The sequence below is a fragment of the Streptomyces sp. NPDC033178 genome (assembly GCF_055577685.1).
Genome location: NZ_JBVIPT010000005.1, coordinates 126,365 through 152,676, shown reverse-complemented (window position 1 = coordinate 152,676; position 26,312 = coordinate 126,365). Strand labels below are relative to the sequence as shown.

Here is a 26,312-nt window from a genome sequence, read left to right as displayed (position 1 = left end):
TTTCGCAGCCCGGGCCGACACACTCAGCCCGTCCGGCGTTTGAGGACGAGCGCGTTCAGCGCGATACGGGGGTCTGGGGGCGCAGCCCCCAGGGACGGGACGGGTAGGGGCGGCGGGGGCGAGAAAAAGGCCCCGGACGCACCACGGCGCCCACCATCGTCCGGTCGGGGACAAAGGGCAGGCGCCGCGCTCAGTTCCGTACGCCGTTGTACGGGACGTCTGTTGGGTGGAGCGTCAGGCCATGAGGGATCAGACCATCAGGGAGCGGTCCGTCGGACGGATCGGCGCCGGCAGTTCGCTCTCCCCGGTCAGGAAGCGGTCGACCCCGCGGGCGGCCGAGCGGCCCTCCGCGATGGCCCACACGATGAGGGACTGGCCACGGCCGGCGTCACCGGCGACGTACACGCCGGGGACGTTGGTCGCGAAGTCGGCGTCGCGGGCGATGTTGCCGCGCTCGTCGAGGTCGAGGCCGAACTGGGAGACCAGGCCGTTCTCCTGGTCCGTCCCCGTGAAGCCCATCGCCAGCGTCACCAGCTGGGCGGGGATCTTGCGCTCGGTGCCCGACTTCTGCGTCAGCTTGCCGTCCACGAACTCGACCTCGACGAGGTGCAGCCACTGGACGTTGCCGTCCTCGTCGCCCTCGAAGTGGGTGGTGGAGACGGAGTAGACCCGCTCGCCGCCCTCCTCGTGCGCGGAGGTGACCTTGTAGAGCATGGGGAACGTCGGCCAGGGCTGGTGCGGAGCACGGTCCTCGCCCGGCTGGGGCATGATCTCCAGCTGCGTGACGGAGGCCGCGCCCTGGCGGTGGGCGGTGCCCACGCAGTCCGCGCCCGTGTCGCCGCCGCCGATGACGACGACGTGCTTGCCCTCGGCGGTGATCGGGGGCGCCACGTAGTCGCCCTCCTGCACCTTGTTGGCGAGCGGCAGGTACTCCATCGCGAAGTGGATGCCGTTCAGCTCACGCCCGGGGGCCGGCAGGTCGCGGGAGACGGTCGCGCCGGCCGCGATGACCACGGCGTCGTACCGCTTGCGCAGGTCCGTCGCCTTGAGGTCGCGGCCGATCTCGATGCCCGTACGGAAGCGGGTGCCCTCCGCGCGCATCTGCTCGATGCGGCGGTTGATGTGCCGCTTCTCCATCTTGAACTCGGGGATGCCGTAGCGCAGGAGGCCGCCGACGCGGTCCGCGCGCTCGTAGACCGCCACGGTGTGGCCGGCCCGCGTGAGCTGCTGGGCGGCGGCGAGGCCCGCCGGGCCCGAGCCGATGACCGCGACCGTCTTGCCGGAGAGCCGCTCGGGGGCCTGGGGTGCGACGTCGCCGCTGTCCCACGCCTTGTCGATGATCGAGACCTCGACGTTCTTGATGGTCACGGCGGGCTGGTTGATGCCGAGGACGCACGCCGACTCGCACGGGGCGGGGCACAGCCGGCCCGTGAACTCCGGGAAGTTGTTCGTGGCGTGCAGGCGCTCCGAGGCGGCGGACCAGTCCTCGCGGTACGCGTAGTCGTTCCACTCGGGGATGAGGTTCCCGAGCGGACAGCCGTTGTGGCAGAACGGGATGCCGCAGTCCATGCAACGCGAGGCCTGCGTGGGGATGATGGGGAGCAGCGAGCCCGGAACGTAGACCTCGTTCCAGTCCTTGAGACGCACGTCCACCGGACGCGTCCTGGCGACCTCGCGGCCGTGGTTGAGAAAGCCCTTGGGATCAGCCATTGGTCGCCGCCTCCATCATCTTCTCGGTGATCTCGGTCTCGGTGAGACCGGCTCGCTCGGCGGCGTCCTTGGCGGCGAGCACTGCCTTGTACGTGCTGGGGATGATCTTGCTGAAGCGGTCCACCGACACGGCCCACTCGGCGAGGAGCTTCTCGGCGACCGTGGAGCCGGTCTCCTCGGCGTGGCGGCGCACGACGTCGTGCAGCCACTGCTTGTCGGTGTCGTCGAGCTCCTCGACCGCGCCGAGGTTGCCGACGTTGACGTTGTCGCGGTCCAGGTCGATGACGTACGCGATGCCGCCCGACATGCCGGCCGCGAAGTTGCGGCCCGTCTCGCCGAGCACGACCGCGTGACCGCCGGTCATGTACTCGCAGCCGTGGTCGCCCACGCCCTCCGAGACGACCGTGGCACCGGAGTTGCGGACGCAGAAGCGCTCGCCGGTACGGCCCCGGAGGAACAGCTCGCCGCCGGTCGCGCCGTACGCGATGGTGTTGCCCGCGATCGTCGAGAACTCGGCGAGGTGGTCGGCGCCCCGGTCGGGACGGACGATCACCCGGCCGCCGGAGAGGCCCTTGCCGACGTAGTCGTTGGCGTCGCCCTCCAGGCGCAGCGTCACACCGCGCGGCAGGAAGGCGCCGAAGGACTGGCCGGCCGACCCGGTGAAGGTGATGTCGATGGTGTCGTCGGGCAGACCGGCGCCACCGAACTTCTTCGTCACCTCGTGGCCGAGCATGGTGCCGACCGTGCGGTTGATGTTGCGGATCGCGACCTGGGCGCGCACCGGCTGTGCACCGGTCGCGGAGTCCGCGGCCAGCGCGTCGGCGGCGAGCTTGATCAGCTCGTTGTCGAGCGCCTTCTCCAGGCCGTGGTCCTGCTCGATGACCTGGTGGAGCGGGGTGCCCTCGGGCAGTTCCGGCACGTAGAACAGCGGGCTCAGGTCGAGGCCCTGCGCCTTCCAGTGGGTGACCGCGCGCTCCACGTCGAGGTTCTCGGCGTGGCCGACGGCCTCCTGGATGGTGCGGAAGCCCAGCTCGGCGAGGATCTCGCGGACCTCCTCGGCGATGAACTCGAAGAAGTTCACGACGTACTCGGCCTTGCCGGTGTACCGGTCGCGCAGGGTCGGGTTCTGGGTGGCGATGCCGACCGGGCAGGTGTCCAGGTGGCAGACGCGCATCATGACGCAGCCGGAGACGACGAGCGGCGCGGTCGCGAAACCGAACTCCTCGGCGCCGAGCATCGCGGCGATGACGACGTCACGGCCGGTCTTCAGCTGGCCGTCGGTCTGTACGACGATGCGGTCGCGCAGGCCGTTGAGCAGCAGGGTCTGCTGGGTCTCGGCGAGGCCCAGCTCCCAAGGTCCACCGGCGTGCTTGAGGGAGGTCAGGGGCGAAGCGCCCGTACCGCCGTCGTGGCCGGAGATGAGGACGACGTCCGCGTGCGCCTTCGAGACACCCGCGGCGACCGTGCCGACGCCGACCTCGGAGACCAGCTTCACGTGGATCCGCGCCTGCGGGTTCGCGTTCTTCAGGTCGTGGATCAGCTGGGCGAGGTCTTCGATGGAGTAGATGTCGTGGTGCGGCGGCGGGGAGATCAGACCGACACCCGGGGTGGAGTGCCGGGTCTTGGCGACCCACGGGTAGACCTTGTGGCCGGGCAGCTGGCCGCCCTCGCCGGGCTTGGCGCCCTGGGCCATCTTGATCTGGATGTCGTCGGCGTTGACCAGGTACTCGGAGGTCACGCCGAAGCGGCCGGAGGCGACCTGCTTGATCGACGAGCGGCGCGCCGGGTCGTACAGGCGGTCCGCGTCCTCGCCGCCCTCACCGGTGTTGGACTTGCCGCCCAGCTGGTTCATGGCGATGGCGAGCGTCTCGTGGGCTTCCTTGGAGATGGAGCCGTAGGACATGGCGCCGGTGGAGAAGCGCTTGACGATCTCGCTCGCCGGCTCGACCTCGTCGATGGAGATCGGCTCGCGGCCGGACTTGAAGCCGAACAGGCCGCGGAGCGTCATCAGGCGCTCGGACTGCTCGTTCACACGGTCCGTGTACTTCTTGAAGATGTCGTACCGGCGGGTGCGCGTGGAGTGCTGGAGCCGGAAGACCGTCTCCGGGTCGAACAGGTGCGGCTCACCCTCACGGCGCCACTGGTACTCGCCGCCTATGTCGAGGGCGCGGTGCGCGGGCGCGATGCCGCTGGCCGGGTACGCCTTCGCGTGGCGGGCGGCGACCTCCTTGGCGATGACGTCGATGCCGACGCCGCCGATCTTGGTGGCCGTGCCGATGAAGTACTTCTGGACGAAGGCCGTGTCGAGACCGACGGCCTCGAAGACCTGGGCGCCGCGGTAGGAGGCGACGGTCGAGATGCCCATCTTGGACATGACCTTGAGGACGCCCTTGCCGAGCGCGTAGATCAGGTTGCGGATGGCCTGCTCGGACTCGATGCCGGGGAGGAACGTGCCCGCCCGGACGAGGTCCTCGACGGACTCCATCGCGAGGTACGGGTTGACGGCCGCGGCGCCGAAGCCGATGAGGAGGGCCACGTGGTGGACCTCGCGGACGTCGCCGGCCTCGACCAGCAGACCCACCTGGGTGCGCTGCTTGGTGCGGATGAGGTGGTGGTGGACGGCCGCGGTGAGCAGCAGCGAGGGGATCGGCGCGTGCTCGGCGTCCGAGTGACGGTCCGAGAGGACGATCAGCCGGGCACCGTTCTCTATGGCGGCGTCGGCCTCGGTGCAGATCTCCTCGATGCGCGCGGCGAGCGAGTCGCCGCCGCCGGAGACCCGGTACAGGCCGGAGAGCGTCGCGGCCTTCATGCCCGGCATGTCGCCGTCGGCGTTGATGTGTATGAGCTTGGCCAGCTCGTCGTTGTCGATCACCGGGAAGGGCAGGGTGACACTGCGACAGGACGCGGCGGTCGGCTCCAGGAGGTTGCCGGCGGGGCCGAGGGAGGAGCGCAGCGAGGTGACGAGCTCCTCGCGGATGGCGTCCAGCGGCGGGTTGGTGACCTGCGCGAACAGCTGGGTGAAGTAGTCGAAGAGCAGCCGCGGGCGCTCGGACAGGGCCGCGATCGGCGAGTCCGTGCCCATGGAGCCGAGGGGCTCGCCGCCGGACTTGGCCATCGGCGCGAGGATGACGCGCAGCTCCTCCTCGGTGTAGCCGAAGGTCTGCTGGCGACGGGTGACGGAGGCGTGCGTGTGCACGATGTGCTCACGCTCCGGGAGGTCCTCCAGCTCGATCTCGCCGGCCTCCAGCCACTCCGCGTACGGGTTCTCGGCGGCGAGGCCGGCCTTGATCTCGTCGTCCTCGATGATGCGGTGCTCGACGGTGTCGACGAGGAACATGCGGCCGGGCTGCAGGCGGCCCTTGCGGACGACCTTCGCGGGGTCGATGTCGAGGACGCCGACCTCGGAGCCGAGGACGACGAGGCCGTCGTCGGTGACCCAGTAGCGGCCGGGGCGCAGACCGTTGCGGTCCAGTACGGCGCCGACCTGCTTGCCGTCGGTGAAGGTGACACAGGCCGGGCCGTCCCAGGGCTCCATCATCATGGAGTGGAACTGGTAGAAGGCGCGGCGGGCCGGGTCCATGGAGTCGTGGTTCTCCCACGCCTCCGGGATCATCATCAACACGGAGTGCGGGAGGGACCGGCCGCCGAGGTGCAGGAGTTCGAGCACCTCGTCGAAGGAGGCGGAGTCGGATGCCTCGGGCGTACAGATCGGGAAGACGCGGTCGAGCTTGTCCTGGTCGCCGAAGAGGTCGGAGACGAGCTGGGACTCGCGAGCCGCCATCCAGTTGCGGTTGCCCTTGACCGTGTTGATCTCGCCGTTGTGCGCGACGAAGCGGTACGGGTGGGCGAGCGGCCAGCTCGGGAAGGTGTTCGTGGAGAACCGGGAGTGCACGAGCGCGATCGCGGAGGCGAAGCGGCGGTCGGACAGGTCCGGGAAGAAGGGCTCCAGCTGGCCGGTGGTCAGCATGCCCTTGTAGACGATGGTCCGGGCGGAGAGCGACGGGAAGTACACGTCGGCCTCGCGCTCGGCGCGCTTGCGCAGCACGAACGCCTTGCGGTCGAGATCGATGTCCTGGCTGGATCCGTCCGCGACGAACACCTGGCGGAAGAGGGGCATCGTCGAGCGGGCGGTGGCGCCGAGAAGTTCGGGGGCGGTCGGGACCTCGCGCCAGCCGAGGACCGTCAGACCCTCTTCGGCGGCGATCGTCTCGATCCGTGAGACGGCCTCATCGGCGGTGTCCTCCGGAAGGAAGGCGATACCGACCGCGTACGAGCCCGCCTCGGGCAGCTCGAATTCGGCCACCTCGCGGAAGAAGGTGTCGGGCACCTGGGAGAGGATCCCGGCCCCGTCGCCGGAGTCGGGCTCCGAGCCGGTCGCGCCGCGGTGCTCCAGATTGCGGAGCACGGTCAGCGCCTGCTCGACCAGCGCGTGGCTCGCCTCACCGGTGAGGGTGGCCACAAAGCCGACGCCACAGGCGTCGTGCTCGTTGCGCGGGTCGTACATCCCCTGCGCGGCAGGGCGAGCATCCATGAAGGACCAGTTCTGGCCATTCGCGGAGTGCTGGGACGGCTGGCGCGGCGTACGCATCGGCTCTCCCGTCGTCGTCGTGGCATATGCAAGTGCCGAGGGACGACGTTGGCCCTCTGCGAAAGGTGCAAAATTTCGTGCAGGTTACATGATGGAGCCGTTCTCGGGAACCGGATACGGCGTTCCAACATGCGGACGCCGCGGGTCGCGGCGGAGGCCGCTCGTGGCGGCTGAACAAGGGGACCTATTCGGACAGATCAATGACCGTCGGCCCGATCGCGGCAGGCAACGTCGCCCAACGCTTCAATTGCTGTGCAGGCGTCATTGCCCGCAGCGCTTACGGCTCATGCCCAGTGGTTAAGGATTCGAAACCGCCGAGTAACGACTACTTATGCAGTCCCTTGCATAGCTGCTCGACTCAACGGCGCGCGGGTCATCCTACGGCCGTACCGAACAGAGTGCCCAGGGCGTACGTCACACCGGCCGCGGCACCGCCCAGCGCGAGCTGCCGCAGCCCGCTGTACCACCAGGACTTCGCGGTCACCCGGGCCACGATCGCACCGCACGCGAAGAGCCCGAGGAACGCGAGCAGCAGCGCGGGCCACAGAGCGGTCGCGCCCAGCAGATAGGGGAGTACGGGGAGCAGGGCGCCCAGGGCGAACGAGCCGAAGCTCGACACGGCGGCGACGGTCGGCGAGGGCAGGTCACCGGGATCGATGCCCAGCTCCTCGCGAGCGTGTATCTCCAGGGCCTGCTCGGGATCCTTCGACAACTGCCGGGCGACTTCACGGGCGAGATCGGGCTCGACGCCCCGCGCCTGGTACAGCTCGGCGAGCTCACGCTCCTCGTCCTTCGGGTACTTCCTCAACTCCCGGCGCTCGACGTCGAGTTCGGCCTCGACGAGCTCGCGCTGCGAGGCGACGGAGGTGTACTCGCCGGCCGCCATGGAGAAGGCACCGGCGGCCAGCCCCGCGAGTCCGGTGATGACGATCGTCCGATGGGACACGGCACCGCCCGCCACACCCGTCATCAACGCCAGGTTGGAGACCAGACCGTCCATCGCACCGAAGACGGCGGGGCGCAGCCAGCCGCCGCTGACGTCCCGGTGGGTGTGGTTGTCGCGATGCGCCTCGTGAAGCGCCGCCTCGGTCTCGATGATGGCCATGCCCGGGTCTCCCGAAGTGCTGCTAGGAGTGCAACTTAGACTATTTCTACTCTTGGACAACACCCAAGCTACGCCCGAAATTTCGCCGCCGCCAGCAAGGAAGGCCGTACTTACCTGGGCTTTCACCACCCTTCGCTCATCCGTAGAGACCTGCGCACAGATGTCGACCGGGTGACGCTGAGCCGCGCGAGGCTCCGCCGAACCACTTGGTGGGGACAGATCCGCAAAGGGTCCCTCAGACCTTCCGGGACCCCGCGATGGAGAGGCACCGTCATGGCTTCGATTGCCTGCGTTCCCTCGGTCCCGGCTCCCGGGGACGCCACCGGCCTCCGCGATCGGGCGCGCGGCGCACTGCTCGGACTCGCCGTCGGGGACGCGCTGGGGGCGCCCGCCGAGAACATGAAGCCGTCCGAGATCCGCGCACGCTGGGGCCGCATCACGGGGTACGTGACCGAGACTCCGGCCGGCACGGACGACACGGAGTACGCGATCTTCTCGGGGCTGCTCCTGGCCCGGCACGGTTCGGCGCTCACGCCCCGGCATGTGGAGGCGGCCTGGCACCACTGGATCGCCGACCTCGACGAGGGTCCGTTCCGGGGCGCGGGCTTCAGCGAGCGGGGCACGCTGGAGAACCTGCGGCGGGGCCTGGCCGCCCCGATCTCCGCGCAGCACCGGCACGCCTGGAGCGACGGCCTCGCCATGCGCGCGGCCCCCTTCGGCGTCTTCGCGGCGGGCCGCCCCGCGGAGGCCGCCCGCCTGGTGGCGATCGACGGTTCGGTGAGCCACGACGGCGAGGGCATCTACGGCGGCCAGGCGGTCGCGGCGGGCGTGGCCGCGGCGATGGCGGGCGCCCCGCCGATGGTGGTGGTCGCCTCGGCCCTGGCGGTGATCCCCGACGACTCCTGGACGGCCCGTTCGCTGCGCCGCGCCGTCGCCTGCGCCCACCGCGGCGAACGCGCCGTCCGCTCCGCCGTCGTCATCGGCGGCTACCCCTGGACCGACCTCGCCCCCGAGGCCGTCGCCCTGGCCTTCGGCGCGTACGCGGCCGCCGACGGCGACTTCACGGAAGCGGTCCTCACCGCGGTCAACATGGGCCGCGACGCCGACACCACGGCAGCGGTGGCGGGCGCCCTGGCCGGCGCGACGAAGGGCGCCTCGTCGATCCCACCGACCTGGTCGGCAGCGATCGGCCCGGCAAGAGGCAGCTGCCTCCCATCCATGCAGGGCCACCACATCCTGGACGTGGCGGACCTCCTGACCCCGGACGAGGACGAGGTACCCCAGTGAAACCAGAACTACTGAACGACCCGAACGAGGGCGCCCCTTCAGCGACACGAGGAACGGCACACCCAGCCGCCCCGTCAGGGGCGCGGGGAACTGCGCACCCAGCCCCCACGGACCCGCACATCACACCCCGGACGCCCACGACTCCCTCAGGGGCGCGGGGAACTGCGCACTCAACCCCCACAGACCCGCACACCACACCCCGGACCGACACTCCACGGCGAATCGAAGGCCTCCTGCTCGGCCTGGCCGCAGGCGACGCCGCAGGCTGGCCCGCCGCCAGGCACAGAGCCGCCCGCATGCCCGAATGGACACGACGCCTCACCCGAGAACTGGACACCTTCGCCGAACAGAACGCCACAACCACCCTCCCCGTCCCCATCGCCCTGAACCAGCCACCGGAACCCCTCAGACTCGGCCCCTCGGACGACGCCGAATGGGCTGCATTCGCGGCGGAGGCCGTCCTGCGCGCCACCGACCCCGGCGCACTCGGCGACCTGAGCCGAGAACGCCGCATGCGCGCGGCCATCGACCTCTCCTGGAACGCCATCGCCAGCGAAGTCGCCGCGGCGGCCGACCGCGCCCCCGAGGTCGAGTCGGCCGTACTCCCCCTGCGCGCCCGCATCTCCGTACGGGCGGGCCTCGGCAACCTCGCCACCGGCCTGCGCCCGCCCGCCACCGGCCACGACAACCCCCACTACTTCGACGACGCGGCCTGCGTACGGGCCTGCGTGCTGGCGGTGGCCCACGCCGGGGACCCTCAACTCGCCGCGGAACTCGCCGAGTTCGACGCCCGCTACACCCAGGACGGCGACGGCGTGCACGGCGCCCGCGCGATGGCGGCGGCGCTGGCCCTCGCCCTGGCCGGCGAGGACGCCGACACCTGCGTGGCAGCCGCGCTCGCCGAACTCCCGGAGTCCACGGAGATCGGCCGCAACGCCCGCCACGCGCTGGCGCTCGCCCGCGAGGCCGACAGCGCCTTCAGCCTCGTACCGCTCCTGGAACACCAGATCGTCGACCACGTCTACAGCTACGGCATCGCCGCCGCCGAGACCGTCCCGGTGGCCCTCGCCCTCGCCACCGCCTCGCACGGCCGGATCGCCGAGGCGGTACCCGCGGCCGCGTGTCTGTCCCGGGTCGCGGACTCGGCCCCGGCTCTCGTCGGCGCGCTGACCGGCGCGATCGGCGGCGGCACGGCGATCCCGGCCTCCTGGCGCGACGCGTGCCGCACGCTCTCGGGCTGCGCGCTCCCCCGGCTGACCGGCACGGACCTGGTGGAACTCGCCGAACTGCTGGCAGCCACGGAACTGGCCCTCTCAGGGGGATGATTCGGACATGACGCCCACCGCACTCGCAACCCTGGAAGAACGGATCACCCGAAGCCTCGTGGGAGCCGCCGTCGGCGACGCGCTCGGCGGCCCCGTCGAGGGCTACTCCCCCGAGCAGATCGCCGAACGCCACGGCGGCCGGGTCCACGGCATCGTCGGTCCCTGGAACGGCGACGACTGGCGCACGGCCCGCCCCATCGCCCCGTACCACAAGGGCGACGGCCACGTCACCGACGACACCTTGATGACGCACGCGCTGGTACGGGTGTACGCGAAGGTCCGCGACCACCTGGACGCGTACGCCGTCGCCGACCACCTGGTCCCCGACCTGATGACGACACCGCGCTGGATTCCGGAACTGGAGGCCGAGGCGCTCCCCCTCCACCGGATCTTCCTGGCGGAGAAGTGGCTGGTGACGAGGATCCACTACGGCCACGTGGACCCCCGCGAGGCCGGCGCCGGCAACATCGTCAACTGCGGCGCCGCGATGTACATGGCACCGGTCGGCCTGGTCAACGCGGCCAACCCGGCGGGCGCGTACGCGGAGGCCCTCGACATCGCGGGGGCCCATCAGTCGTCGTACGGACGCGAGGCCGCGGGCGTGTTCGCGGCGGCGGTGGCAGCGGCCTGCACCCCGGGCGCAACCCCGGACTCGGTCGTCGACGCCTGTCTGTCGCTGGCGAAGGACGGCACACGGGCGGCCATCGAAACGGTCTGCGACACGGCGTCGCGCTACTCGGACTTCGAGTCGGCGCTACGCCCCCTGCGCGAGGCGGTGGCGCCCTATGACACGGTCGGCCCCGACTACCGCGCCCCGTCCCTGGGCGCCCGTCGCCCCTCCCGCATCCACTCCATCGAGGAACTCCCGGTCGCCCTCGCCATGTTGCTCATCTCCCGCGGCGACTACCGGCACGCGGTCCTGGGCTCGGTGAACTACGGCCGCGACTGCGACTCGATCGCCACGATGTCCGGGGCGCTGACGGGCGCCCTCGGCGCGGAGATCCCGCCCGACTGGGCCAAGACGGTCGCGGAGTCCAGCCGCCTGGACCTGCAGGCTCCCGCGACGACGCTCACAGAGGTGACCCGCGAGATCTTCACCCGCGACACCACCCGCCGCCGCACCCACGAGACGGCCTACGCGGAGCTGACATGACCCCCCTCCTGCGCCTGACCTGGGTCCAGCCGGAGGACCTACTGGGCCACGAACTCCACCAGGCGGAGGAGGACGGCCGCGAACCATCGGCCATCGCCGCCCGCTGGCACAGGGCGGGCGGCCCCCAGTCCCCCCAACGAGCAGGCGCCTCCCCCCAACCGGCCACCCCCTACCTACGGGCCCTGGCCCAGGACCTCCTGGACGAACTGGCTGACCTACCAAGCAGGTTGAAGGACAGAGAGCCAACGACCCTGCCCAAAATCAAAGCCCTCTGCCCCCGCTGGCCCACAACAGCAGAGGGCCCCCTCCTCACCGCTGTGGGCAATCGTTCCGCTGGGGCGGAACGGGTGGGCACAGCAGCCCTCAGCCGAAGCTCCGGGGGCGTGGGGGCAGCGCCCCCACCTTCGGGAAGGGGCGGGCCTGGGGAAGAAAACCCATCCCTGACCCCAGCCACACTCCACCCCCGCCTGGAAGCCGCCTGGCTGGGCAGAGCCGCAGGCTGCCTCCTCGGCAAGCCAGTGGAAAGACTCCCCCTGGACGGCATCAGAGCACTGGCCAGAGCCACCGGCAACTGGCCCCTCACCACCTGGTTCACAGAACGAGGCCTCCCCCCGGACCTCAAAGCCACCCACCCCTGGAACCGCCGCTCCGCCCCCACCTCCCTCGCCGAGAACATCGACGGCATGCCGGAGGACGACGACCTCAACTACCCCCTCCTGAACCTCCTGCTCCTCCAACGCCACGGCAAGCACTTCACCACCACGGACGTGGCCCGCCTCTGGCTGGACGAACTCCCCGCAGGCCGCACGTTCACCGCGGAACGCGTCGCCTACCGCAACCTCCTCGACGGCATCGAACCCCCGCACACGGCCCACCACCGCAACCCGTTCCGCGAATGGATCGGCGCCCTGATCCGCGCGGACGCCCACGGCTGGACCAACCCGGGCGCCCCGGCGGCCGCCGCGGAACAGGCGCACAGGGACGCCACCCTCACCCACACCGCCAACGGCGTCTACGCGGCGATGTTCACGGCTGCCGCCATCGCCGAGGCGGCCACCGGCACGAGCGACATCCACACCTGCCTGCGCACAGGCCTCACAGTCGTCCCGCCCGACTCCCGCCTCGCCCGAGCCATCCGCCAGGCGATCCAACTGACCCTGGAGCACCGGGACTTCGAGACGGTCGTCGACGAACTGCACGCCACCCACGCCGCGTACCACTGGGTCCACGCCATCCCCAACACGGCCCTGCTCGCCGCCGCCCTCACCCACGCGGACGGCGACTTCACGGCCTCCATCTGCCGTGTCGTGTCGGGCGGCTGGGACACGGACTCGAACGGCGCGACGGCCGGCTCGATCACGGGCCTGCTCGCGGGCGCCCCCGAAGCGATCCCGTCCCGCTGGACGACCCCCCTCAAGAACCGACTGGCCACGTCCATCGGCGACTTCAACGGCACGGGCTTCGACACCCTCGCCGACCTGACAGCCCAACTGGCGACCCGTCCGACCACCTGACCCCTCCCCCTGCGCAGCCAACTCCCCATCACCATCCGCATCCCCATCTCCATCCCCACCAGGAGTCCCCCCACCCATGACCCAAACCGCCGTGACCGCACCGGCACCCCTCACCGGCCTCCGTGTTCTCGACCTCGCCACCCTCTTCGCCGGCCCCCTCGCCGCCACGATGCTCGGCGACTTCGGCGCGGAGGTCATCAAGGTCGAGCACCCCCGCAGACCGGACCCGTCCCGCGGCCACGGCCCGTCGAAGAACGGCATCGGCCTGTGGTGGAAACTCCTCGGCCGCAACAAACGCACGATGACGCTGGACCTCTCCACCAAGGGCGGCCGAACCACCCTCCTCCGCATGGCCGCCTCCACCGACGTGATCATCGAGAACTTCCGCCCCGGGACCCTGGAGAAATGGGACCTCGGCTGGGAGGAGTTGTCGGCGGCGAACCCCCGCCTGGTCCTGGCCCGCGTCACCGGCTTCGGCCAGTTCGGCCCGTACGCGCACCGCCCCGGCTTCGGCACACTCGCCGAGGCGATGAGCGGTTTCGCCGCGATCACCGGAGAACCGGACGCCCCGCCGACCCTCCCGCCCTTCGGCCTCGCCGACTCGATCACGGGCCTGGCCACGGCGTACGCGGTGATGACGGCTCTCGCCGCCCGCGACCGCACAGGCCGCGGGCAGGTCGTCGACATGGCGATCATCGAGCCGATCCTCACGGTCCTGGGCCCGCAGCCGCTCTGGTACGACCAGTTGGGCCACGTCCAGCCCCGCACGGGCAACCGCTCCCAGAACAACGCGCCCCGCAACACCTACCGCACCGCGGACGGCAGTTGGGTCGCTGTCTCGACCTCGGCCCAGTCGATCGCCGAACGCGTGATGCTCCTGGTCGGCCGCCCCGACCTGACCGCCGAACCCTGGTTCACCACCGGCGCGGAACGGGCCCGCCACACGGACGTCCTCGACGAGGCGGTCGGATCATGGATCGCCGAACACACCCGCGAGGAGGTCATTGCGGAGTTCGAGAAGGCGGAGGCGGCGGTGGCCCCCATCCAGGACGTACGCGACGTCATGACGGACCCTCAGTACGCCGCCCTCGACACGGTCACGACCGTCGACGACCCCGAACTGGGCCCGCTGCGTATGCAGAACGTCCTCTTCCGTCTCACCGACACCCCCGGTGGAATCCGCTGGGCGGGCCGCCCGCACGGCGCCGACACGGACACCGTCCTCGCCGAACTCGGCCTGACGGAGGCCGAGATCACCACGCTCAGATCGGAGGGCGCCCTGTGACCACGGAAGCCACCGGCGCCACAGGTGCCACGGGAGCGACCGACGCCTTCCCTCTCACCTGGCTGTACGTCCCCGGCGACCGCCCCGAAGTGGTGGCGAAGGCCCTGGTCGCCGGCGCCGACGTGGTCGTCGTCGACCTGGAGGACGCGGTCGCCCCCGACCGCAAGGAGTACGCCCGCGCCGCCACCGCCGACCTCCTGTCCGAGCCGTCCCCGCTCCCGGTCCCGGTGCACGTCCGCGTCAATGCCCTGGACAGTCCGGAGTCCGCCGCCGACCTCCGGGCCCTCGTCGCGCTCCCGGCCCTGTCGAGCCTCTCGGGCCTCCGCCTGCCCAAGGTCACGGCCCCCGCCCAGGTCGTACGTACGGCGGACGGGACGCCGCACATCCCCCTGTACGCCCTCCTGGAATCGGCCCTCGCCGTCGAGCACGCCTACGCGATCGCCACGGCCCACCCCGCCCTGCGCGGCATCTCGCTCGGCGAGGCCGACCTCCGGGCCGACCTCGGCGTACGCGACGACGCGGGCCTCGACTGGCCACGCTCCCGAGTGGTCCTGGCCGCCCGCGCGGCGGGGCTCGCCCCGCCTCCCCAGTCCGTCCATCCCGACGTGCGCGATCTCGCCGGTCTGGCCGCGTCCTGCGCCCACGGCCGCGCGCTGGGCTTCCTCGGCCGCGCGGCCATCCATCCCCGCCAGCTCCCGGTGATCGAGACGGCCTACCTCCCGACCCCGGAGGACATCGAATCGGCCGAGTCGGTCGTCAAGGCCGCGGCCACCCACCCCGGCGCCCAGGCCCTCCCGGACGGCCGCTTCATCGACGCGGCGGTGGTGGCGGCGGCCCACCGCACCCTGGCTCTGGCCCGCCGCCGCTAGTCGTGCACGTACGCGTGGAGGGGGCGCCCCCGATTACTCGGGGCGCCCCCTCCACGTACGAACTGAGGTCAGGCCTTCTTGGCCGACTCGGCTTCTTCGTCCTTCGCCTCGACGGAACTCGACGAGTCGTCGGTCTCCGGCTCAGAGGAGCCGGAGTCGGAGTCTGATTCGGCCTTGGCCGTCTCCTTCTCGTCCTTGGACTTCTCAGCGTCGGGCTTCTTGCCCTTGGAGTCCTTGGTCTCGGAGTCCTTGTCCTCGGACTTCTTGTCCAGCGTCACCGCTGCGCCGTCGTCGTCGGTGTCCCCGTCGGAGGCACCCGGTTCGACGACCTCTTCGCGTCCCGGACGACGCCGGGCCGACAGCACGATGTAGAGGACGGCGAGGAGGAAGACGACGATCGAGGTCCACTCGTTGAGGCGCATCCCCAGGAAGTGGTGGGCCTCGTCGACGCGCATGGCCTCGATCCAGAAGCGGCCCGCGCAGTACGCGGCCACGTACAGGGCGAAGGCGCGGCCGTGGCCGAGCTTGAAGCGCCGGTCGGCCCAGATGACGAGGACCGCGACACCGATGCACCACAGCGACTCGTACAGGAAGGTCGGGTGGTAGTAGCCCGGCACCCGGCCGTCCGTCGTGGACGTGATGTGCAGCGCCCAGGGGAGGTCCGTCTCCCGCCCGTACAGCTCCTGGTTGAACCAGTTGCCCCAGCGGCCGATGGCCTGCGCGAGGGCGATGCCGGGCGCGAGGGCGTCGGCCCACGCGGGCAGCGGGATCCCCCGGCTGCGGCAGCCGATCCAGGCACCCACCGCGCCGAACGCGATGGCGCCCCAGATGCCGAGGCCGCCCTCCCAGATCTTGAAGGCGTCGACCCAGTCCTGACCCTCGCTGAAGTACAGCTGGTAGTCGGTGATGACGTGGTACAGCCGCCCGCCGACGAGACCGAACGGCACGGCCCACACGGCGATGTCCGCCACGGTGCCTGGTCGGCCCCCGCGCGCGATCCATCGCCTGTTGCCGAGCCAGACGGCTACGAAGACGCCGATGATGATGCAGAACGCGTAGCCGCGCAGCGGAATGACGCCGAATAGTTCGTACACTCCGCGCGACGGGCTGGGGATGTAGGCAATTTCCATGGCGGAGTCGACGCTACCCTGCCGGGCGGCACGTACGGCAACCCGCCCGGGCTACGGCTCCATAACGAGACCGACGGGACCCACGGGGCCTCCGGTGCGGATGTGACACCCGCGAAGCCCCTGCGGCCCACCGGCCTCCTCCCCGGCCTCACACTTCAGCGCCTCACAACTCGGCCTCAGGCGCTGCGGTGCCGCGGCTCACGCCTTGTCGGCCTGCTGCACCATCTGCTTCAGCTTCGCCGGAGTCATCGACTGGTCCTGGTAGATGTTCTTGCCGTTCAGCAGCACTGTCGGCGTGCCGCTGAAGCCGCCGCCCTGGAAGGCCTGGTGGGACTTGGCGACCCAGCTGTCGTGCGCGCCGTCGTCGACGCACTTCTTGAACGTGCCGGTGTCCAGCCCGTCGACCTTGCCGGCCAGCTCGATCAGTTTGCTGTTCTTCGCGTACGCGTCGTCCGTCTCGGCGGGCTGGTTCTCGAACAGCACGTCGTGGTACGCGGTGAACTTCCCGGCGTCCTGGGCGCACGCCGCGGCGTTGGCCGCGCGCAGGGAGCCGCTGCCGCCCATGTTCCCGTCGATCAGGGTCGCGAGGTGGTACTCGACCTTGAGCTGTCCGGCGTCCGTCAGCTCGTGGATCGTCGAGCGGTAGGCGTCCTCGAAGCTCTTGCAGGCCGGGCAGCGGAAGTCCTCCCACACGGTGAGGGTCGACTTGGCGCTCTCCTTGCCGACGGGGATGGCGAGGCTGTCGTCGCCGTTCGCCCCCGAGGGGGCCGTCACCGGGCCCGCCGTGTCGGTCTTGTCCTTGCCCGCGTTCGCGGCAAGGACACCGCCGACCGCGGCCAGTGCCAGCACGCAGACGACGGCACCGCCCACGATCAGCACGCGTCGGCGCTTCTCGGCCGTCTTCTGCTTCGCTCGCTCTTCCGCCAGCCGCTCGCGGGCGGTGCGCTTTCCCTCACGGTTCTTCTCGCTCACATCCCGCAGAACGAACCGGGGAGGCGCACCGCGCCTCCCCGGCCCCAGGTCCACCCGTTCGAGTGAGCGGATTGTCCGTTACGTGCTCGAACGGACATGGGTCACGCCGTGCCGCGCACGCCCTTCGCGAGGTCGGCGGCGAGGGCGCGTACGGCGTCCAGGCCCGCGGCCTCGTCCGGGGCGTCCAGCATCCGCTTCACGAAGGCCGAGCCGACGATGACGCCGTCGGCGAAGCCCGCGACCTCCGAGGCCTGCTCGGCGTTCGAGACGCCGAGGCCGACACAGACCGGGATGTCGGTGGTGGCCTTGGTGCGCCGCACCAGGTCCTGGGCCTGCGCGCCCACGGACTCACGCGTCCCGGTGACACCCATCAGCGAGGCCGCGTAGACGAAGCCGGAGCCCGCCTTCGTGATCTCGGCGAGCCGGGCGTCCTTGCTGCTGGGCGCGACGACGAAGACGGTCGCGAGACCGTGCTTCTCGGCGTGCTCCCTCCACAGCGCGGACTCCTGCACGGGCAGGTCGGGCAGGATGCAGCCCGCGCCGCCCGCCTCGGCCAGCTCGGCGGTGAAGCGCTCGACGCCATAGCGGTCGATGGGGTTCCAGTACGTCATCACGAGGACGGGCTTGCCAGTCGCCTCGTATGCCTCGCGGACCGTGCGCATGACGTCCGCGATCTTGACGCCGCCGCGCAGGGCGATGTCGTCGGCGGTCTGGATGACCGGTCCGTCGAGGACGGGGTCGCTGTGCGGCAGACCGACCTCGACGACGTCCGCGCCGCCCTCGAAGACGGCCTTGACGGCCGCGATCCCGCCGTCGACGGTCGGGAAGCCGGCCGGCAGGTACGCGATGAGCGCGGACCGCCCCTCGGCCTTCGCACCGGCGAGGGTGTCGCTCAGCAGTTGGATGTTGCCGCTCACTTGGCGTCCCCCTCGATCTCCGCGTTGTCGCTGTCGGCGTCCGCCTCGACGACGGCGTCGGCACCCTCGTCGTACAGGCCGAAGTAACGGGCGGCCGTGTCCATGTCCTTGTCGCCGCGCCCGGACAGGTTGACGACGATCAGCCCGTCGGGCCCCAGCTCCTTGCCGACCTCCAGGGCGCCGGCCAGCGCGTGCGCGCTCTCGATCGCCGGGATGATGCCCTCGGTACGGGAGAGCAGGCGCAGGGCCTGCATCGCCGCGTCGTCGGTGACGGCACGGTACTCACCGCGGCCGCTGTCCTTGAGGTACGCGTGCTCGGGGCCGATGCCCGGGTAGTCGAGTCCGGCCGAGATCGAGTACGGCTCGGTGATCTGGCCCTCCTCGTCCTGGAGGACGTACGACCGCGAGCCGTGCAGGATGCCGGGCTCGCCCGCGGTGAGGGTGGCCGCGTGCTCGCCGGTCTCGATGCCGTGTCCGGCGGGCTCGCAGCCGATGAGGCGTACGTCCGCGTCCGGGATGAAGGCGTGGAAGAGGCCGATGGCGTTCGAGCCGCCGCCGACGCAGGCGACGGCCGCGTCGGGGAGACGGCCCGCGCGCTCCAGGATCTGCCGCCTGGCCTCGACGCCGATGACGCGGTGGAAGTCGCGGACCATGGCCGGGAAGGGGTGTGGTCCGGCGACGGTCCCGAAGAGGTAGTGGGTGCGGTCGACGTTGGCGACCCAGTCGCGGAAGGCCTCGTTGATGGCGTCCTTCAGCGTGCGGCTGCCGGACTTCACGGCGATGACCTCGGCGCCGAGCATGCGCATCCGGGCCACGTTCAGGGCCTGACGCCGGGTGTCGATCTCGCCCATGTAGATGGTGCATTCGAGGCCGAACAGCGCGCAGGCGGTGGCCGTCGCGACGCCGTGCTGGCCGGCGCCGGTCTCGGCGATGACCCGCGTCTTGCCCATACGCCTGGTGAGCAGGGCCTGCCCGAGCACGTTGTTGATCTTGTGGGAGCCCGTGTGGTTCAGGTCCTCGCGCTTGAGGAACACCCGGGCGCCACCGGCGTGTTCGGCGAAGCGCCGCACCTCGGTGAGGGAGCTGGGGCGGCCGGTGTAGTGGACGAGCAGGTCGTCCAGTTCTCGGGCGAACTCGGGGTCGGACTTCGCCTTGTCGTACTCCACGGCGACCTCGTCCACGGCGGCGACGAGCGCCTCCGGGATGAACTTGCCGCCGAACGCGCCGAAGTACCCCTCGGCGCTGGGGACCTGACCCTCGGGGTCGGGAATGAAGAACTCGCTGGACATGCGGTTACCTCGCAGGGGCGAAAGCCCCGGTCAACAGGTCGGATGGACGGTCACGTATGCGCCACGGCCGTCGGCGGTTCGCTCATGTGGAGGCGTACCACTCCCCGCCGCGACGGCGCGAGGCCCCACGGCGGTGATCAGCGACGATCGGCTGTGCCGAACCGGGCCGCGGCCTCGTCAGGAGACGGGGCGGAGCCCACTGTCGGCGGTGGCGCGTGCGCGCCGGCGCCATCGCATGCCGTTGACCTGGCCGGGCTCGTCACCGATGACGTACCGCACCCGGCGGCCGTGCACACGCCGCGCGGGCGCCCGGCAGCCTCGCGGACGGCAGCCGCGGGCAAGCCGTGCGTAGGGGCCACGGGCCACCGAGGGGCCGGCGGCGGCCGACCGTACGCGCGCCGGACCACCGTCGGGGCCAGGGCCCGGACGGGTGGTCGTGGCGGCGAGGGAACGGTCGGCGTACATCCCGGAGGGTCAGCCCCGTCCGTGCCGCAGCGCGGGATGGGCTCCCGCGGCGACCAGGTCGGAGACGGCCGTCTTCGGGTCCCGGCCGGTGACCAGGGACTCGCCGACCAGCACGGCGTCGGCGCCGGCGTTGGCGTACGCGATGAGGTCGTGCGGCCCGCGGACGCCGGACTCGGCGATCTTCACGATGTGCGCGGGGATCTCGGGGGCGACGCGGTCGAAGGTGCCGCGGTCGACCTTGAGGTCCTTGAGGTTGCGCGCGTTGACGCCGATGACCTTCGCGCCGGCGTCCACCGCCCGCTCGACCTCGTCCTCGTCGTGCACCTCGACGAGCGGGGTGAGCCCGATGGACTCGGCGCGCTCGATGAGGGACTCCAGGGCAGGCTGGTCGAGGGCGGCCACGATGAGCAGCGCGAGGTCCGCGCCGTACGCCCGGGCCTCCCACAGCTGGTAGGAGGTGACGATGAAGTCCTTGCGTAGCACCGGGATGTCGACCCGGGCGCGGACGGCCTCCAGGTCGGCCAGCGAACCGCCGAAGCGGCGCTGCTCCGTGAGAACGGAGATGACGGCCGCGCCGCCCGCCTCGTAGTCGGCGGCGAGTGCGGCGGGGTCGGCGATCGCGGCGAGCGCGCCCTTGGACGGGCTGGAGCGCTTGACCTCGCAGATGACCTTGACGCCGTCACCGCGCAGGGCCGCGACACCGTCCTTGGCAGCCGGAGCCTTCGCGGCGCGCTCCTTGAGCTCGTCGAGGCTGACGCGCGCCTGCCGCTCCGCGAGGTCGGCACGGACTCCGTCGATGATCTCGTCGAGCACACTCACGCGAGCGGCCCCCTTCCCAGACGGTTGACAGTTGAAGCGCTTCTGCGGTTGACCCGGGTCCGTCTCGCTTCGGACGAAACCGATGGTCACTGCGATGGTATCCGGAGGAGGGCTTAGGCCTCGCATCCGGTTGACGCCGGTCCCACTACCTGGACGTTCACCGATTGATCAAGGATGCAGCCAGCCACCGAACGGCAGGTTCCGGACAACCGTGAAGACCAGCAGCAACGCGCCCAGGCCCCACAGGACGGACGGCCGGGGATCGATGCGCAGCGGCCGCCCCCGGACGGTACGGATCACCCATACGGTCCATACGACGGCGAACACGAGATACCCCACGACGGCGACCGCGTTGGCCCCGAGCGCCGCCACGAGGTCCCCGTGCGCGACGGCGTGCGCGCTGCGCAGTCCGCCGCAGCCGGGGCAGTACACGCCGGCGTACTGGAGCAGCGGACAGGCGGGGTAGTGCCCCGGTTCGTTCGGGTCGACGGCTCCCACGTACGCGAAGGCGCCGGCCACGGCCGCGAGGATCCCGCCGGGCACGAGGAGCCGACGCGCCACGGACCCCTGCGGCACGGGTCCTGGAGCGGGCGTCACCCTCCGGGTTTCGGCGTTCACCCCACGCATTCTGCCGCGCCGGGCCGCGCACCGCACACATGCCCGTACGCGAAGGAGCGCGTCCGTACGCGAAAGAGGCGGGCCCGGCACTCGAAGCCGGCCCCGCCTCTCCGCACGCCGTGAAGGATCAGCTCTCGGCGGACGCGGACGCCACCTGGTGGGTCCGGGGGGCGGCCTTCTGCTTGCCCAGGCCCGCCGCACTCATGGCCATGCCGACGACGCCACCGAGGGCCACGACGACCATGCCGGCCCAGAAGCCCAGCGGGCTGGCCATCACCATGAAGGCACCGGAGATGCAGAACCCGATGATCGCTATGGTGACACCGGTCCAGGCGGCCGGAGTGTGACCGTGGTTGCTGCCCGCCATGACTTAGCTCCTCATGATCTGTGTTGCTGTGCGTGTGTGAGTCGGACGCTCGCCGACCATTGTCCCGCACGCGCGCGTGTGGCCTGCGCGGGGGTATCGAGCCCCGTCAGGTACGCGGGGGCCTGTGCCCCGGAAGGGGCGCGGGGAACTGCGCGACCAGCCCCCACCGGCGGGCAGCCAACCTACGGCATCCCCACGGAGTGCTAGGCACCGGTCGGGTCCTCGCCCCGGTCCAGCGCCTTCCAGATCTCCTCGGGCCGGTCCGGGTCGGCCGGGGCCCGGGTCTTGCGGGGCCGGGGCGTGCCGTCACGCTCGTACCGCCCCGACATGGCGGGCCACAGCCGCCCGTACCGCAGGGCGAGGAGCCCGGCGAGAAGCAGCAGCACACCACCCGCCGCGGCCACGTACGGCCAGGCGGTGTGGGTCATGGCGTCCACGGTCGCCCCGCTGTCGCCGGAGGCCTGCGCCGCCTTCTCGTCGAGCGCGGAGCTGTCGGAGGCGCCGAGGAGCGCCGAGACGACGGTGCCCGCGCCGGAGAGCGCGAGGAGCCCGGCGACCAGGAAACGGCCGGCACGGCGGACGGCGAAGACGGCGACGAGAGCGGCGAGGCCCACTATGGCGAGGGACGCGGGCACGCCCGTCACATCGCCGCCCTTGGCGCTCAGCGGGAAGTCGCCGCCGGCCACCGTCGCGGTGCCCTCCGCCCAGCCCTGCCGCGAGGCGAGCAGCGCGACGACCGCGCCGAGCGCGCCGAACAGCAGGGCGAGGGCGAGGCTTCGGCGGCCGGACCGGGCGGGTCCGGGGGCTTCGGATCGGGGGTGCGGAACAGCAGTCACGTACTCCACTATCGCCTGAACCCCGGGCGAACCGTCACCCGGGGTTCACGTGACTCGCGTCCCACTGTCCGCGTACGTCCGGCTGTAGGGCCGTTTCCCGCGGTCCGGGCCGATGTGCGCCCTACGGTCGCCCGAGCCGGTTCGCGGTGTGGACCGCGCGCAGGACGGCCGCCGCCTTGTTGCGGCACTCGGTGTCCTCGGCGACGGGGTCCGAGTCGGCGACGACTCCGGCGCCGGCCTGCACGTACGCCGTGCCGTCCCGGAGCAGGGCCGTCCGGATGGCGATGGCGGTGTCGGAGTCGCCCGCGAAGTCGAGGTAGCCGACGCAGCCGCCGTACAGCCCGCGCCGCGAGGGCTCCAGTTCGTCGATGATCTGCATCGCGCGGGGCTTGGGGGCTCCGGAGAGGGTGCCCGCGGGGAAGCAGGCGGTCAGTACGTCGAAGGCCGTACGCCCTTCGGCCACCCTGCCCGTCACCGTGGACACGATGTGCATGACGTGCGAGTACCGCTCGATGGACATGAAGTCGACGACCTCGACGGAGCCGGGCTCGCAGACCCGCCCCAGGTCGTTGCGCCCCAGGTCGACGAGCATGAGGTGCTCGGCGCGCTCCTTGGGGTCGGCGATCAGCTCGTCGGCGAGGGCCTGGTCCTCCTGGACCGTGGCGCCGCGCGGCCGCGTGCCCGCGATGGGGTGCACCATCGCCTGCCCGTCCTCGACCTTGACCAGGGCCTCCGGGGAGGAACCCACGACGTCGAAGCCGTCGAAGCGGAAGAGGTACATGTACGGGGACGGGTTGGTGGCCCGCAGGACCCGGTAGACGTCCAACGCGCTTGCCGTGCACGGTGTTTCGAAGCGCTGGGAGGGAACGACCTGGAAGGCCTCGCCGGCCCGGATGCGCTCCTTGATGTCCTCGACGGCGACCTGGTAGTCGGGGCCGCCCCACAGCGCGGTGTACTCGGGAAGCTCGGACGGCGGGAGTGCGGCCGGGGGCTGCGAGACGGACCGCGAGAGGTCGGCCTCCATGGCGTCGAGGCGGGCCACCGCGTCCGCGTACGCCTCGTCGACGCCCGTGTCGAGATCATTGTGGTTGATCGCGTTGGCGATCAGCAGGACCGAGCCGTCCCAGTGGTCCATGACCGCGAGGTCGCTGGTGAGCAGCATGGTCAGCTCGGGCAGCTGGAGGTCGTCGCGCTCGCCGGGGCCGATCTTCTCCAGTCGGCGGACGATGTCGTAGCCGAGGTAGCCGACCATGCCGCCGGTGAACGGGGGCAGTCCCTGGTCGTAGACGAGGTCGTGGGGCGTGTGCAGGGTCTCGATGGTGGCGCGCAGGGCCGCGAGGGGGTCGCCGTCGACGGGGACACCGACGGGCGGGGTGCCGAGCCAGTGGGCCTGGCCGTCGCGGGCTGTCAGGGTCGCCGCCGACCGGACGCCCACGAACGAGTAGCGGGACCAGGAGCGGCCGTTCTCCGCGGACTCCAGGAGGAAGGTGCCGGGGCGCTCGGCGGCGAGCTTGCGGTAGAGCGCGACGGGCGTGTCGCCGTCCGCGAGGAGCTTGCGGCTGACGGGGATGACACGCCGGTCGGTGGCCAGCTTGCGGAAGGTCTCGAGGTCCATGGCGGCTGACCTTACTGATCCACGGCCGGTACGCCGGAATCGGCGCCCGTGGTGTCCACGGTGCCCTCGGTGCCCTCGCCGTCCTTGAGGAGCACGTCGGCGTCGAAGCAGGTGCGGTCGCCGGTGTGGCAGGCGGCGCCCACCTGGTCGACCTTGACCAGCACGGTGTCCGCGTCGCAGTCGAGGGCGACGGACCTGACCCACTGGAAGTGGCCGGAGGTGTCGCCCTTGACCCAGTACTCCTGGCGGCTGCGCGACCAGTAGGTGCACCGGCCGGTCGTCAGCGTGCGATGCAGCGCCTCGTCGTCCATCCAGCCGAGCATCAGCACCTCTCCGGTGTCGTACTGCTGGGCGATGGCGGGGACGAGCCCGTCGGCGCTGCGCCTGAGGCGGGCGGCGATCTCGGGATCCAGGCTGCTGGGCCTGCTGGGCGGGGGCGTGCTGGTCATGACGCCCATTGTGCCGCGCCGGTCCGACACTCCTGTGCCCTTGTCCACTGGGCGGACCCCGGAGGCAGTCGTAGGCTGGCAGGTATGTCGACCCATGCCAAGCGTGAACGACTTCTCCTCGCGGATCTGTTGGAGACGGAGGGCCCGGACGCCCCCACTCTGTGCGAGGGCTGGAACACCCGTGATCTCGCCGCGCACGTGGTCGTGCGCGAGCGCCGCCCGGATGCCGCGGGCGGCATCCTGATCAAGCAGCTCGCCTCACGCCTCGACCGGGTGATGGCCGAGTTCACCGACAAGCCGTACGAGGAGCTGATCCAGCTCATCCGTACGGGGCCGCCGCGCTTCTCGCCCTTCTCCCTGAAGCAGATCGACGAGGCGTCCAACGCGATCGAGTTCTACGTCCACACCGAGGACGTACGCCGCGCCCAGCCCGACTGGGTTCCCCGCGAGCTCGACCCGGTCTTCCAGGACGCCCTCTGGTCCCGCCTGGAACGCACGGCCCGCCTGATGGGCCGCGGCACCCCCACGGGCCTGGTCCTGCGCCGCCCGGACGGTCAGACGGCGGTCGCCCACCGGGGCACCCCCGTCGTGACGGCCACCGGCGAGCCCTCGGAGCTGCTGATGTTCCTGTACGGCCGCAAGAACGCGGCCGAGGTGGAACTGGAGGGCGACAAGGAAGCGATCGCGAGGCTGCACGAGGCGAAGCAGCTGGGCATCTGACAGCTGCTTCGGGAGTCCGGCTACCTCGGGAGTTCGGCCCGGCGGAGGTCACGGACGCACAGCGTCAGTACCCCGCCGAGGCCGCACACGGCCGCGCTGACGATGAAGACCGGGCCCGTGCCCCACGCGCCGATCGCGACGGCGGACACCGGCATGCTGAGCGGGGCGAGACCGAGGCTGACGATGCCGCCCACGGAGCTGACCCTGCCCAGGTAGGCGGGGTCGGACCGGGTCTGCAGCAGTGCGCCGCACAGGGCGCCGCTGAGGCCCGTGAGCAGGCCGATGAGGACGGCGACGCCCGCGGCCGCGACGACGTTCGGCACGTAGGCCAGGGCGCCGACCGCGACCGAGCCCGCCAGGATCGTCACCGCCATGACGTGTCCGGCGTGCGGAAGGCCCCCGCGTACGGCGAGCAGAAGTGCGGCGGCGCCCGCGCCCACGCCGAACCCGGCGAGCACCCAGCCCACCCCTGAGGCGCCCCAGCCGCGCTCGTCGGCGAGGAGGGTCAGCCCCACGTTGAGCGGGCCGACGAAGCCGAGGTCCCCGAGGGCGATGGCGACGATCAGCGGGGCGAGGACGCGGTGGCCGCGGATGTAGCGCAGTCCGTCGCGGAGGTCGCTCCAGGCGGTGGGGCGCTCGGCGTCCCTCTCGTCCCTGGGAAGGTCGGCGACCCGCAGGGAGACCAGCAGGGGCACCGACGCCGCGATCAGCAGCCCGGCCAGTCCGAAGGCGGCGGCCGGCCCGCCCAGCGCGATGCCCAGACCGCCGAGCGGCGCGCCCACGACGTTGGCGAAGCGGATGGCGAGGCCGCGCATGCCCTGGACTCGGGTGAGCTGGCCGCGGCCGGTGATACGGGCCGGCAGGGCGCCCACCGCGGGCATGAAGACGGCGTCGACCGTGCCGAAGACGAGGGCGAGCAGCGCCAGCGGCCACAGCCCGGGGGGCGTGGCGAAGAGCAGTGCGGCCACGGCGAGCACGGCCGCACACCGCACGGCGTCACTGCCGATGACGACCTTTCGGGGCCCGAACCGGTCGGCCACCACTCCCCCGCCCAGCATCAGCAGGGCGCGCGGCACGGCGCTCACGGCCGCCACGATCCCCGCCTGCGCGGGCGTGCCCGCCTGGACGGCGGCCCAGGTCAGCGCGAGGTAGTAGATGTTGTCGCCGACCATGGACGCGGTGTAGGCGCCGAGCCACCGCAGGACGTTGGGGTCCCGGTGGGCGGGGCGCTCGGCGGCGAGCGGTTCGGATATCGCGGGGGTGACGGTCACGACGACGG

At 71.5% G+C, this 26,312-nt stretch carries 22 protein-coding genes; 7 read left to right on the top strand and 15 right to left on the bottom strand.

Annotation, left to right across the window (positions count from 1 at the left end; genetic code table 11):
• Positions 1-249: 249 nt before the first annotated feature.
• From ACZ5VQ_RS14260 to ACZ5VQ_RS14250, 3 genes are all read right to left on the bottom strand, one after another.
• Positions 250-1,710, bottom strand: a complete 1,461-nt coding sequence (locus tag ACZ5VQ_RS14260) for a glutamate synthase subunit beta (RefSeq protein ID WP_362074103.1) — start codon at positions 1,708-1,710, stop codon at positions 250-252.
• The gene (gene gltB / locus ACZ5VQ_RS14255) at positions 1,703-6,298 is read right to left on the bottom strand and encodes a glutamate synthase large subunit (protein ID WP_469105123.1); all 4,596 of its coding nucleotides are present in this window, start codon (positions 6,296-6,298) and stop codon (positions 1,703-1,705) included. The genes ACZ5VQ_RS14260 and gltB overlap by 8 nt, the downstream gene beginning before the upstream one ends.
• Positions 6,299-6,671: 373 nt before the next feature.
• Positions 6,672-7,403: a VIT1/CCC1 transporter family protein gene (locus ACZ5VQ_RS14250; protein WP_469105122.1), complete on the bottom strand. Its 732-nt coding sequence runs from the start codon at positions 7,401-7,403 to the stop codon at positions 6,672-6,674.
• A gap of 273 nt (positions 7,404-7,676) precedes the next feature.
• Between ACZ5VQ_RS14250 and ACZ5VQ_RS14245 the strand changes: the two genes are divergently transcribed.
• From ACZ5VQ_RS14245 to ACZ5VQ_RS14220, 6 genes are all read left to right on the top strand, one after another.
• Entirely contained in the window at positions 7,677-8,690 is a 1,014-nt protein-coding gene (locus ACZ5VQ_RS14245; protein WP_469105121.1) for an ADP-ribosylglycohydrolase family protein, read from the top strand.
• A gap of 221 nt (positions 8,691-8,911) precedes the next feature.
• Positions 8,912-10,015, top strand: coding sequence for an ADP-ribosylglycohydrolase family protein (locus tag ACZ5VQ_RS14240; protein WP_469105373.1), 1,104 nt, complete (start codon positions 8,912-8,914; stop codon positions 10,013-10,015).
• Between the two features lie 7 nt (positions 10,016-10,022).
• Entirely contained in the window at positions 10,023-11,168 is a 1,146-nt protein-coding gene (locus ACZ5VQ_RS14235; protein ID WP_469105120.1) for an ADP-ribosylglycohydrolase family protein, read from the top strand.
• Positions 11,165-12,682, top strand: a complete 1,518-nt coding sequence (locus ACZ5VQ_RS14230; RefSeq protein ID WP_469105119.1) for an ADP-ribosylglycohydrolase family protein — start codon at positions 11,165-11,167, stop codon at positions 12,680-12,682. Before ACZ5VQ_RS14235 ends, ACZ5VQ_RS14230 begins: the two co-directional genes overlap by 4 nt.
• A 76-nt stretch (positions 12,683-12,758) precedes the next feature.
• On the top strand, positions 12,759-13,967 hold the full coding sequence (locus ACZ5VQ_RS14225) for a CaiB/BaiF CoA transferase family protein (RefSeq protein ID WP_469105118.1): 1,209 nt from the start codon (positions 12,759-12,761) through the stop codon (positions 13,965-13,967).
• Entirely contained in the window at positions 13,964-14,836 is an 873-nt protein-coding gene (locus tag ACZ5VQ_RS14220; protein WP_469105117.1) for an HpcH/HpaI aldolase/citrate lyase family protein, read from the top strand. The genes ACZ5VQ_RS14225 and ACZ5VQ_RS14220 overlap by 4 nt, the downstream gene beginning before the upstream one ends.
• A 68-nt stretch (positions 14,837-14,904) precedes the next feature.
• Here ACZ5VQ_RS14220 and lgt read toward each other — a convergent pair whose 3' ends face one another.
• From lgt to hisI, 11 genes are all read right to left on the bottom strand, one after another.
• Positions 14,905-15,966: a prolipoprotein diacylglyceryl transferase gene (lgt, locus tag ACZ5VQ_RS14215; RefSeq protein ID WP_469105116.1), complete on the bottom strand. Its 1,062-nt coding sequence runs from the start codon at positions 15,964-15,966 to the stop codon at positions 14,905-14,907.
• 198 nt (positions 15,967-16,164) lie between these two features.
• A complete protein-coding gene (locus ACZ5VQ_RS14210) occupies positions 16,165-16,938 on the bottom strand; it encodes a DsbA family protein (protein WP_362074074.1) in 774 nt (257 codons plus the stop codon).
• A 101-nt stretch (positions 16,939-17,039) separates the two neighbouring features.
• Positions 17,040-17,855 carry a tryptophan synthase subunit alpha gene (gene trpA / locus ACZ5VQ_RS14205; RefSeq protein WP_388468824.1) on the bottom strand — a complete coding sequence of 272 codons (816 nt, stop codon included), beginning with the start codon at positions 17,853-17,855 and terminating at the stop codon, positions 17,040-17,042.
• Positions 17,852-19,144, bottom strand: a complete 1,293-nt coding sequence (trpB, locus tag ACZ5VQ_RS14200; RefSeq protein ID WP_469105115.1) for a tryptophan synthase subunit beta — start codon at positions 19,142-19,144, stop codon at positions 17,852-17,854. Before trpB ends, trpA begins: the two co-directional genes overlap by 4 nt.
• 177 nt (positions 19,145-19,321) lie before the next feature.
• Positions 19,322-19,609, bottom strand: a complete 288-nt coding sequence (gene trpM, locus ACZ5VQ_RS14195) for a tryptophan biosynthesis modulator TrpM (protein ID WP_469105114.1) — start codon at positions 19,607-19,609, stop codon at positions 19,322-19,324.
• A 9-nt stretch (positions 19,610-19,618) separates the two neighbouring features.
• Positions 19,619-20,428, bottom strand: a complete 810-nt coding sequence (gene trpC / locus ACZ5VQ_RS14190) for an indole-3-glycerol phosphate synthase TrpC (protein WP_189840339.1) — start codon at positions 20,426-20,428, stop codon at positions 19,619-19,621.
• 168 nt (positions 20,429-20,596) lie between these two features.
• Positions 20,597-21,055, bottom strand: a complete 459-nt coding sequence (locus ACZ5VQ_RS14185; protein WP_362074062.1) for a DUF2752 domain-containing protein — start codon at positions 21,053-21,055, stop codon at positions 20,597-20,599.
• Positions 21,056-21,173: 118 nt separating this feature from the next.
• Positions 21,174-21,413 (bottom strand): HGxxPAAW family protein, encoded by a 240-nt coding sequence (locus tag ACZ5VQ_RS14180; RefSeq protein ID WP_200398865.1) that lies wholly within the window; start codon positions 21,411-21,413, stop codon positions 21,174-21,176.
• Between the two features lie 203 nt (positions 21,414-21,616).
• Positions 21,617-22,258, bottom strand: a complete 642-nt coding sequence (locus ACZ5VQ_RS14175; RefSeq protein WP_362074059.1) for a TIGR02234 family membrane protein — start codon at positions 22,256-22,258, stop codon at positions 21,617-21,619.
• Between the two features lie 112 nt (positions 22,259-22,370).
• A complete protein-coding gene (locus ACZ5VQ_RS14170; protein ID WP_469105113.1) occupies positions 22,371-23,864 on the bottom strand; it encodes an anthranilate synthase component I in 1,494 nt (497 codons plus the stop codon).
• A gap of 11 nt (positions 23,865-23,875) precedes the next feature.
• On the bottom strand, positions 23,876-24,313 hold the full coding sequence (hisI, locus tag ACZ5VQ_RS14165) for a phosphoribosyl-AMP cyclohydrolase (RefSeq protein ID WP_469105112.1): 438 nt from the start codon (positions 24,311-24,313) through the stop codon (positions 23,876-23,878).
• 84 nt (positions 24,314-24,397) lie between these two features.
• Here hisI and ACZ5VQ_RS14160 point away from each other — a divergent pair, with 84 nt between their 5' ends.
• Positions 24,398-25,033: a TIGR03085 family metal-binding protein gene (locus tag ACZ5VQ_RS14160; RefSeq protein ID WP_469105111.1), complete on the top strand. Its 636-nt coding sequence runs from the start codon at positions 24,398-24,400 to the stop codon at positions 25,031-25,033.
• A gap of 20 nt (positions 25,034-25,053) precedes the next feature.
• Here ACZ5VQ_RS14160 and ACZ5VQ_RS14155 read toward each other — a convergent pair whose 3' ends face one another.
• Entirely contained in the window at positions 25,054-26,304 is a 1,251-nt protein-coding gene (locus ACZ5VQ_RS14155) for an MFS transporter (protein WP_469105110.1), read from the bottom strand.
• Positions 26,305-26,312: the final 8 nt, after the last annotated feature.

Coding starts and splice junctions, on each gene's coding strand:
- ACZ5VQ_RS14260 (WP_362074103.1), bottom strand. CDS start 1,710: ATGGCTGATCCCAAGGGCTTTCTCAACCACGGCCGCGAGGTCGCCAGG.
- gltB (WP_469105123.1), bottom strand. CDS start 6,298: ATGCGTACGCCGCGCCAGCCGTCCCAGCACTCCGCGAATGGCCAGAAC.
- ACZ5VQ_RS14250 (WP_469105122.1), bottom strand. CDS start 7,403: ATGGCCATCATCGAGACCGAGGCGGCGCTTCACGAGGCGCATCGCGAC.
- ACZ5VQ_RS14245 (WP_469105121.1), top strand. CDS start 7,677: ATGGCTTCGATTGCCTGCGTTCCCTCGGTCCCGGCTCCCGGGGACGCC.
- ACZ5VQ_RS14235 (WP_469105120.1), top strand. CDS start 10,023: ATGACGCCCACCGCACTCGCAACCCTGGAAGAACGGATCACCCGAAGC.
- ACZ5VQ_RS14230 (WP_469105119.1), top strand. CDS start 11,165: ATGACCCCCCTCCTGCGCCTGACCTGGGTCCAGCCGGAGGACCTACTG.
- ACZ5VQ_RS14225 (WP_469105118.1), top strand. CDS start 12,759: ATGACCCAAACCGCCGTGACCGCACCGGCACCCCTCACCGGCCTCCGT.
- lgt (WP_469105116.1), bottom strand. CDS start 15,966: ATGGAAATTGCCTACATCCCCAGCCCGTCGCGCGGAGTGTACGAACTA.
- trpB (WP_469105115.1), bottom strand. CDS start 19,144: ATGTCCAGCGAGTTCTTCATTCCCGACCCCGAGGGTCAGGTCCCCAGC.
- trpM (WP_469105114.1), bottom strand. CDS start 19,609: ATGTACGCCGACCGTTCCCTCGCCGCCACGACCACCCGTCCGGGCCCT.
- ACZ5VQ_RS14185 (WP_362074062.1), bottom strand. CDS start 21,055: ATGCGTGGGGTGAACGCCGAAACCCGGAGGGTGACGCCCGCTCCAGGA.
- ACZ5VQ_RS14180 (WP_200398865.1), bottom strand. CDS start 21,413: ATGGCGGGCAGCAACCACGGTCACACTCCGGCCGCCTGGACCGGTGTC.
- ACZ5VQ_RS14170 (WP_469105113.1), bottom strand. CDS start 23,864: ATGGACCTCGAGACCTTCCGCAAGCTGGCCACCGACCGGCGTGTCATC.
- hisI (WP_469105112.1), bottom strand. CDS start 24,313: ATGACCAGCACGCCCCCGCCCAGCAGGCCCAGCAGCCTGGATCCCGAG.
- ACZ5VQ_RS14160 (WP_469105111.1), top strand. CDS start 24,398: ATGTCGACCCATGCCAAGCGTGAACGACTTCTCCTCGCGGATCTGTTG.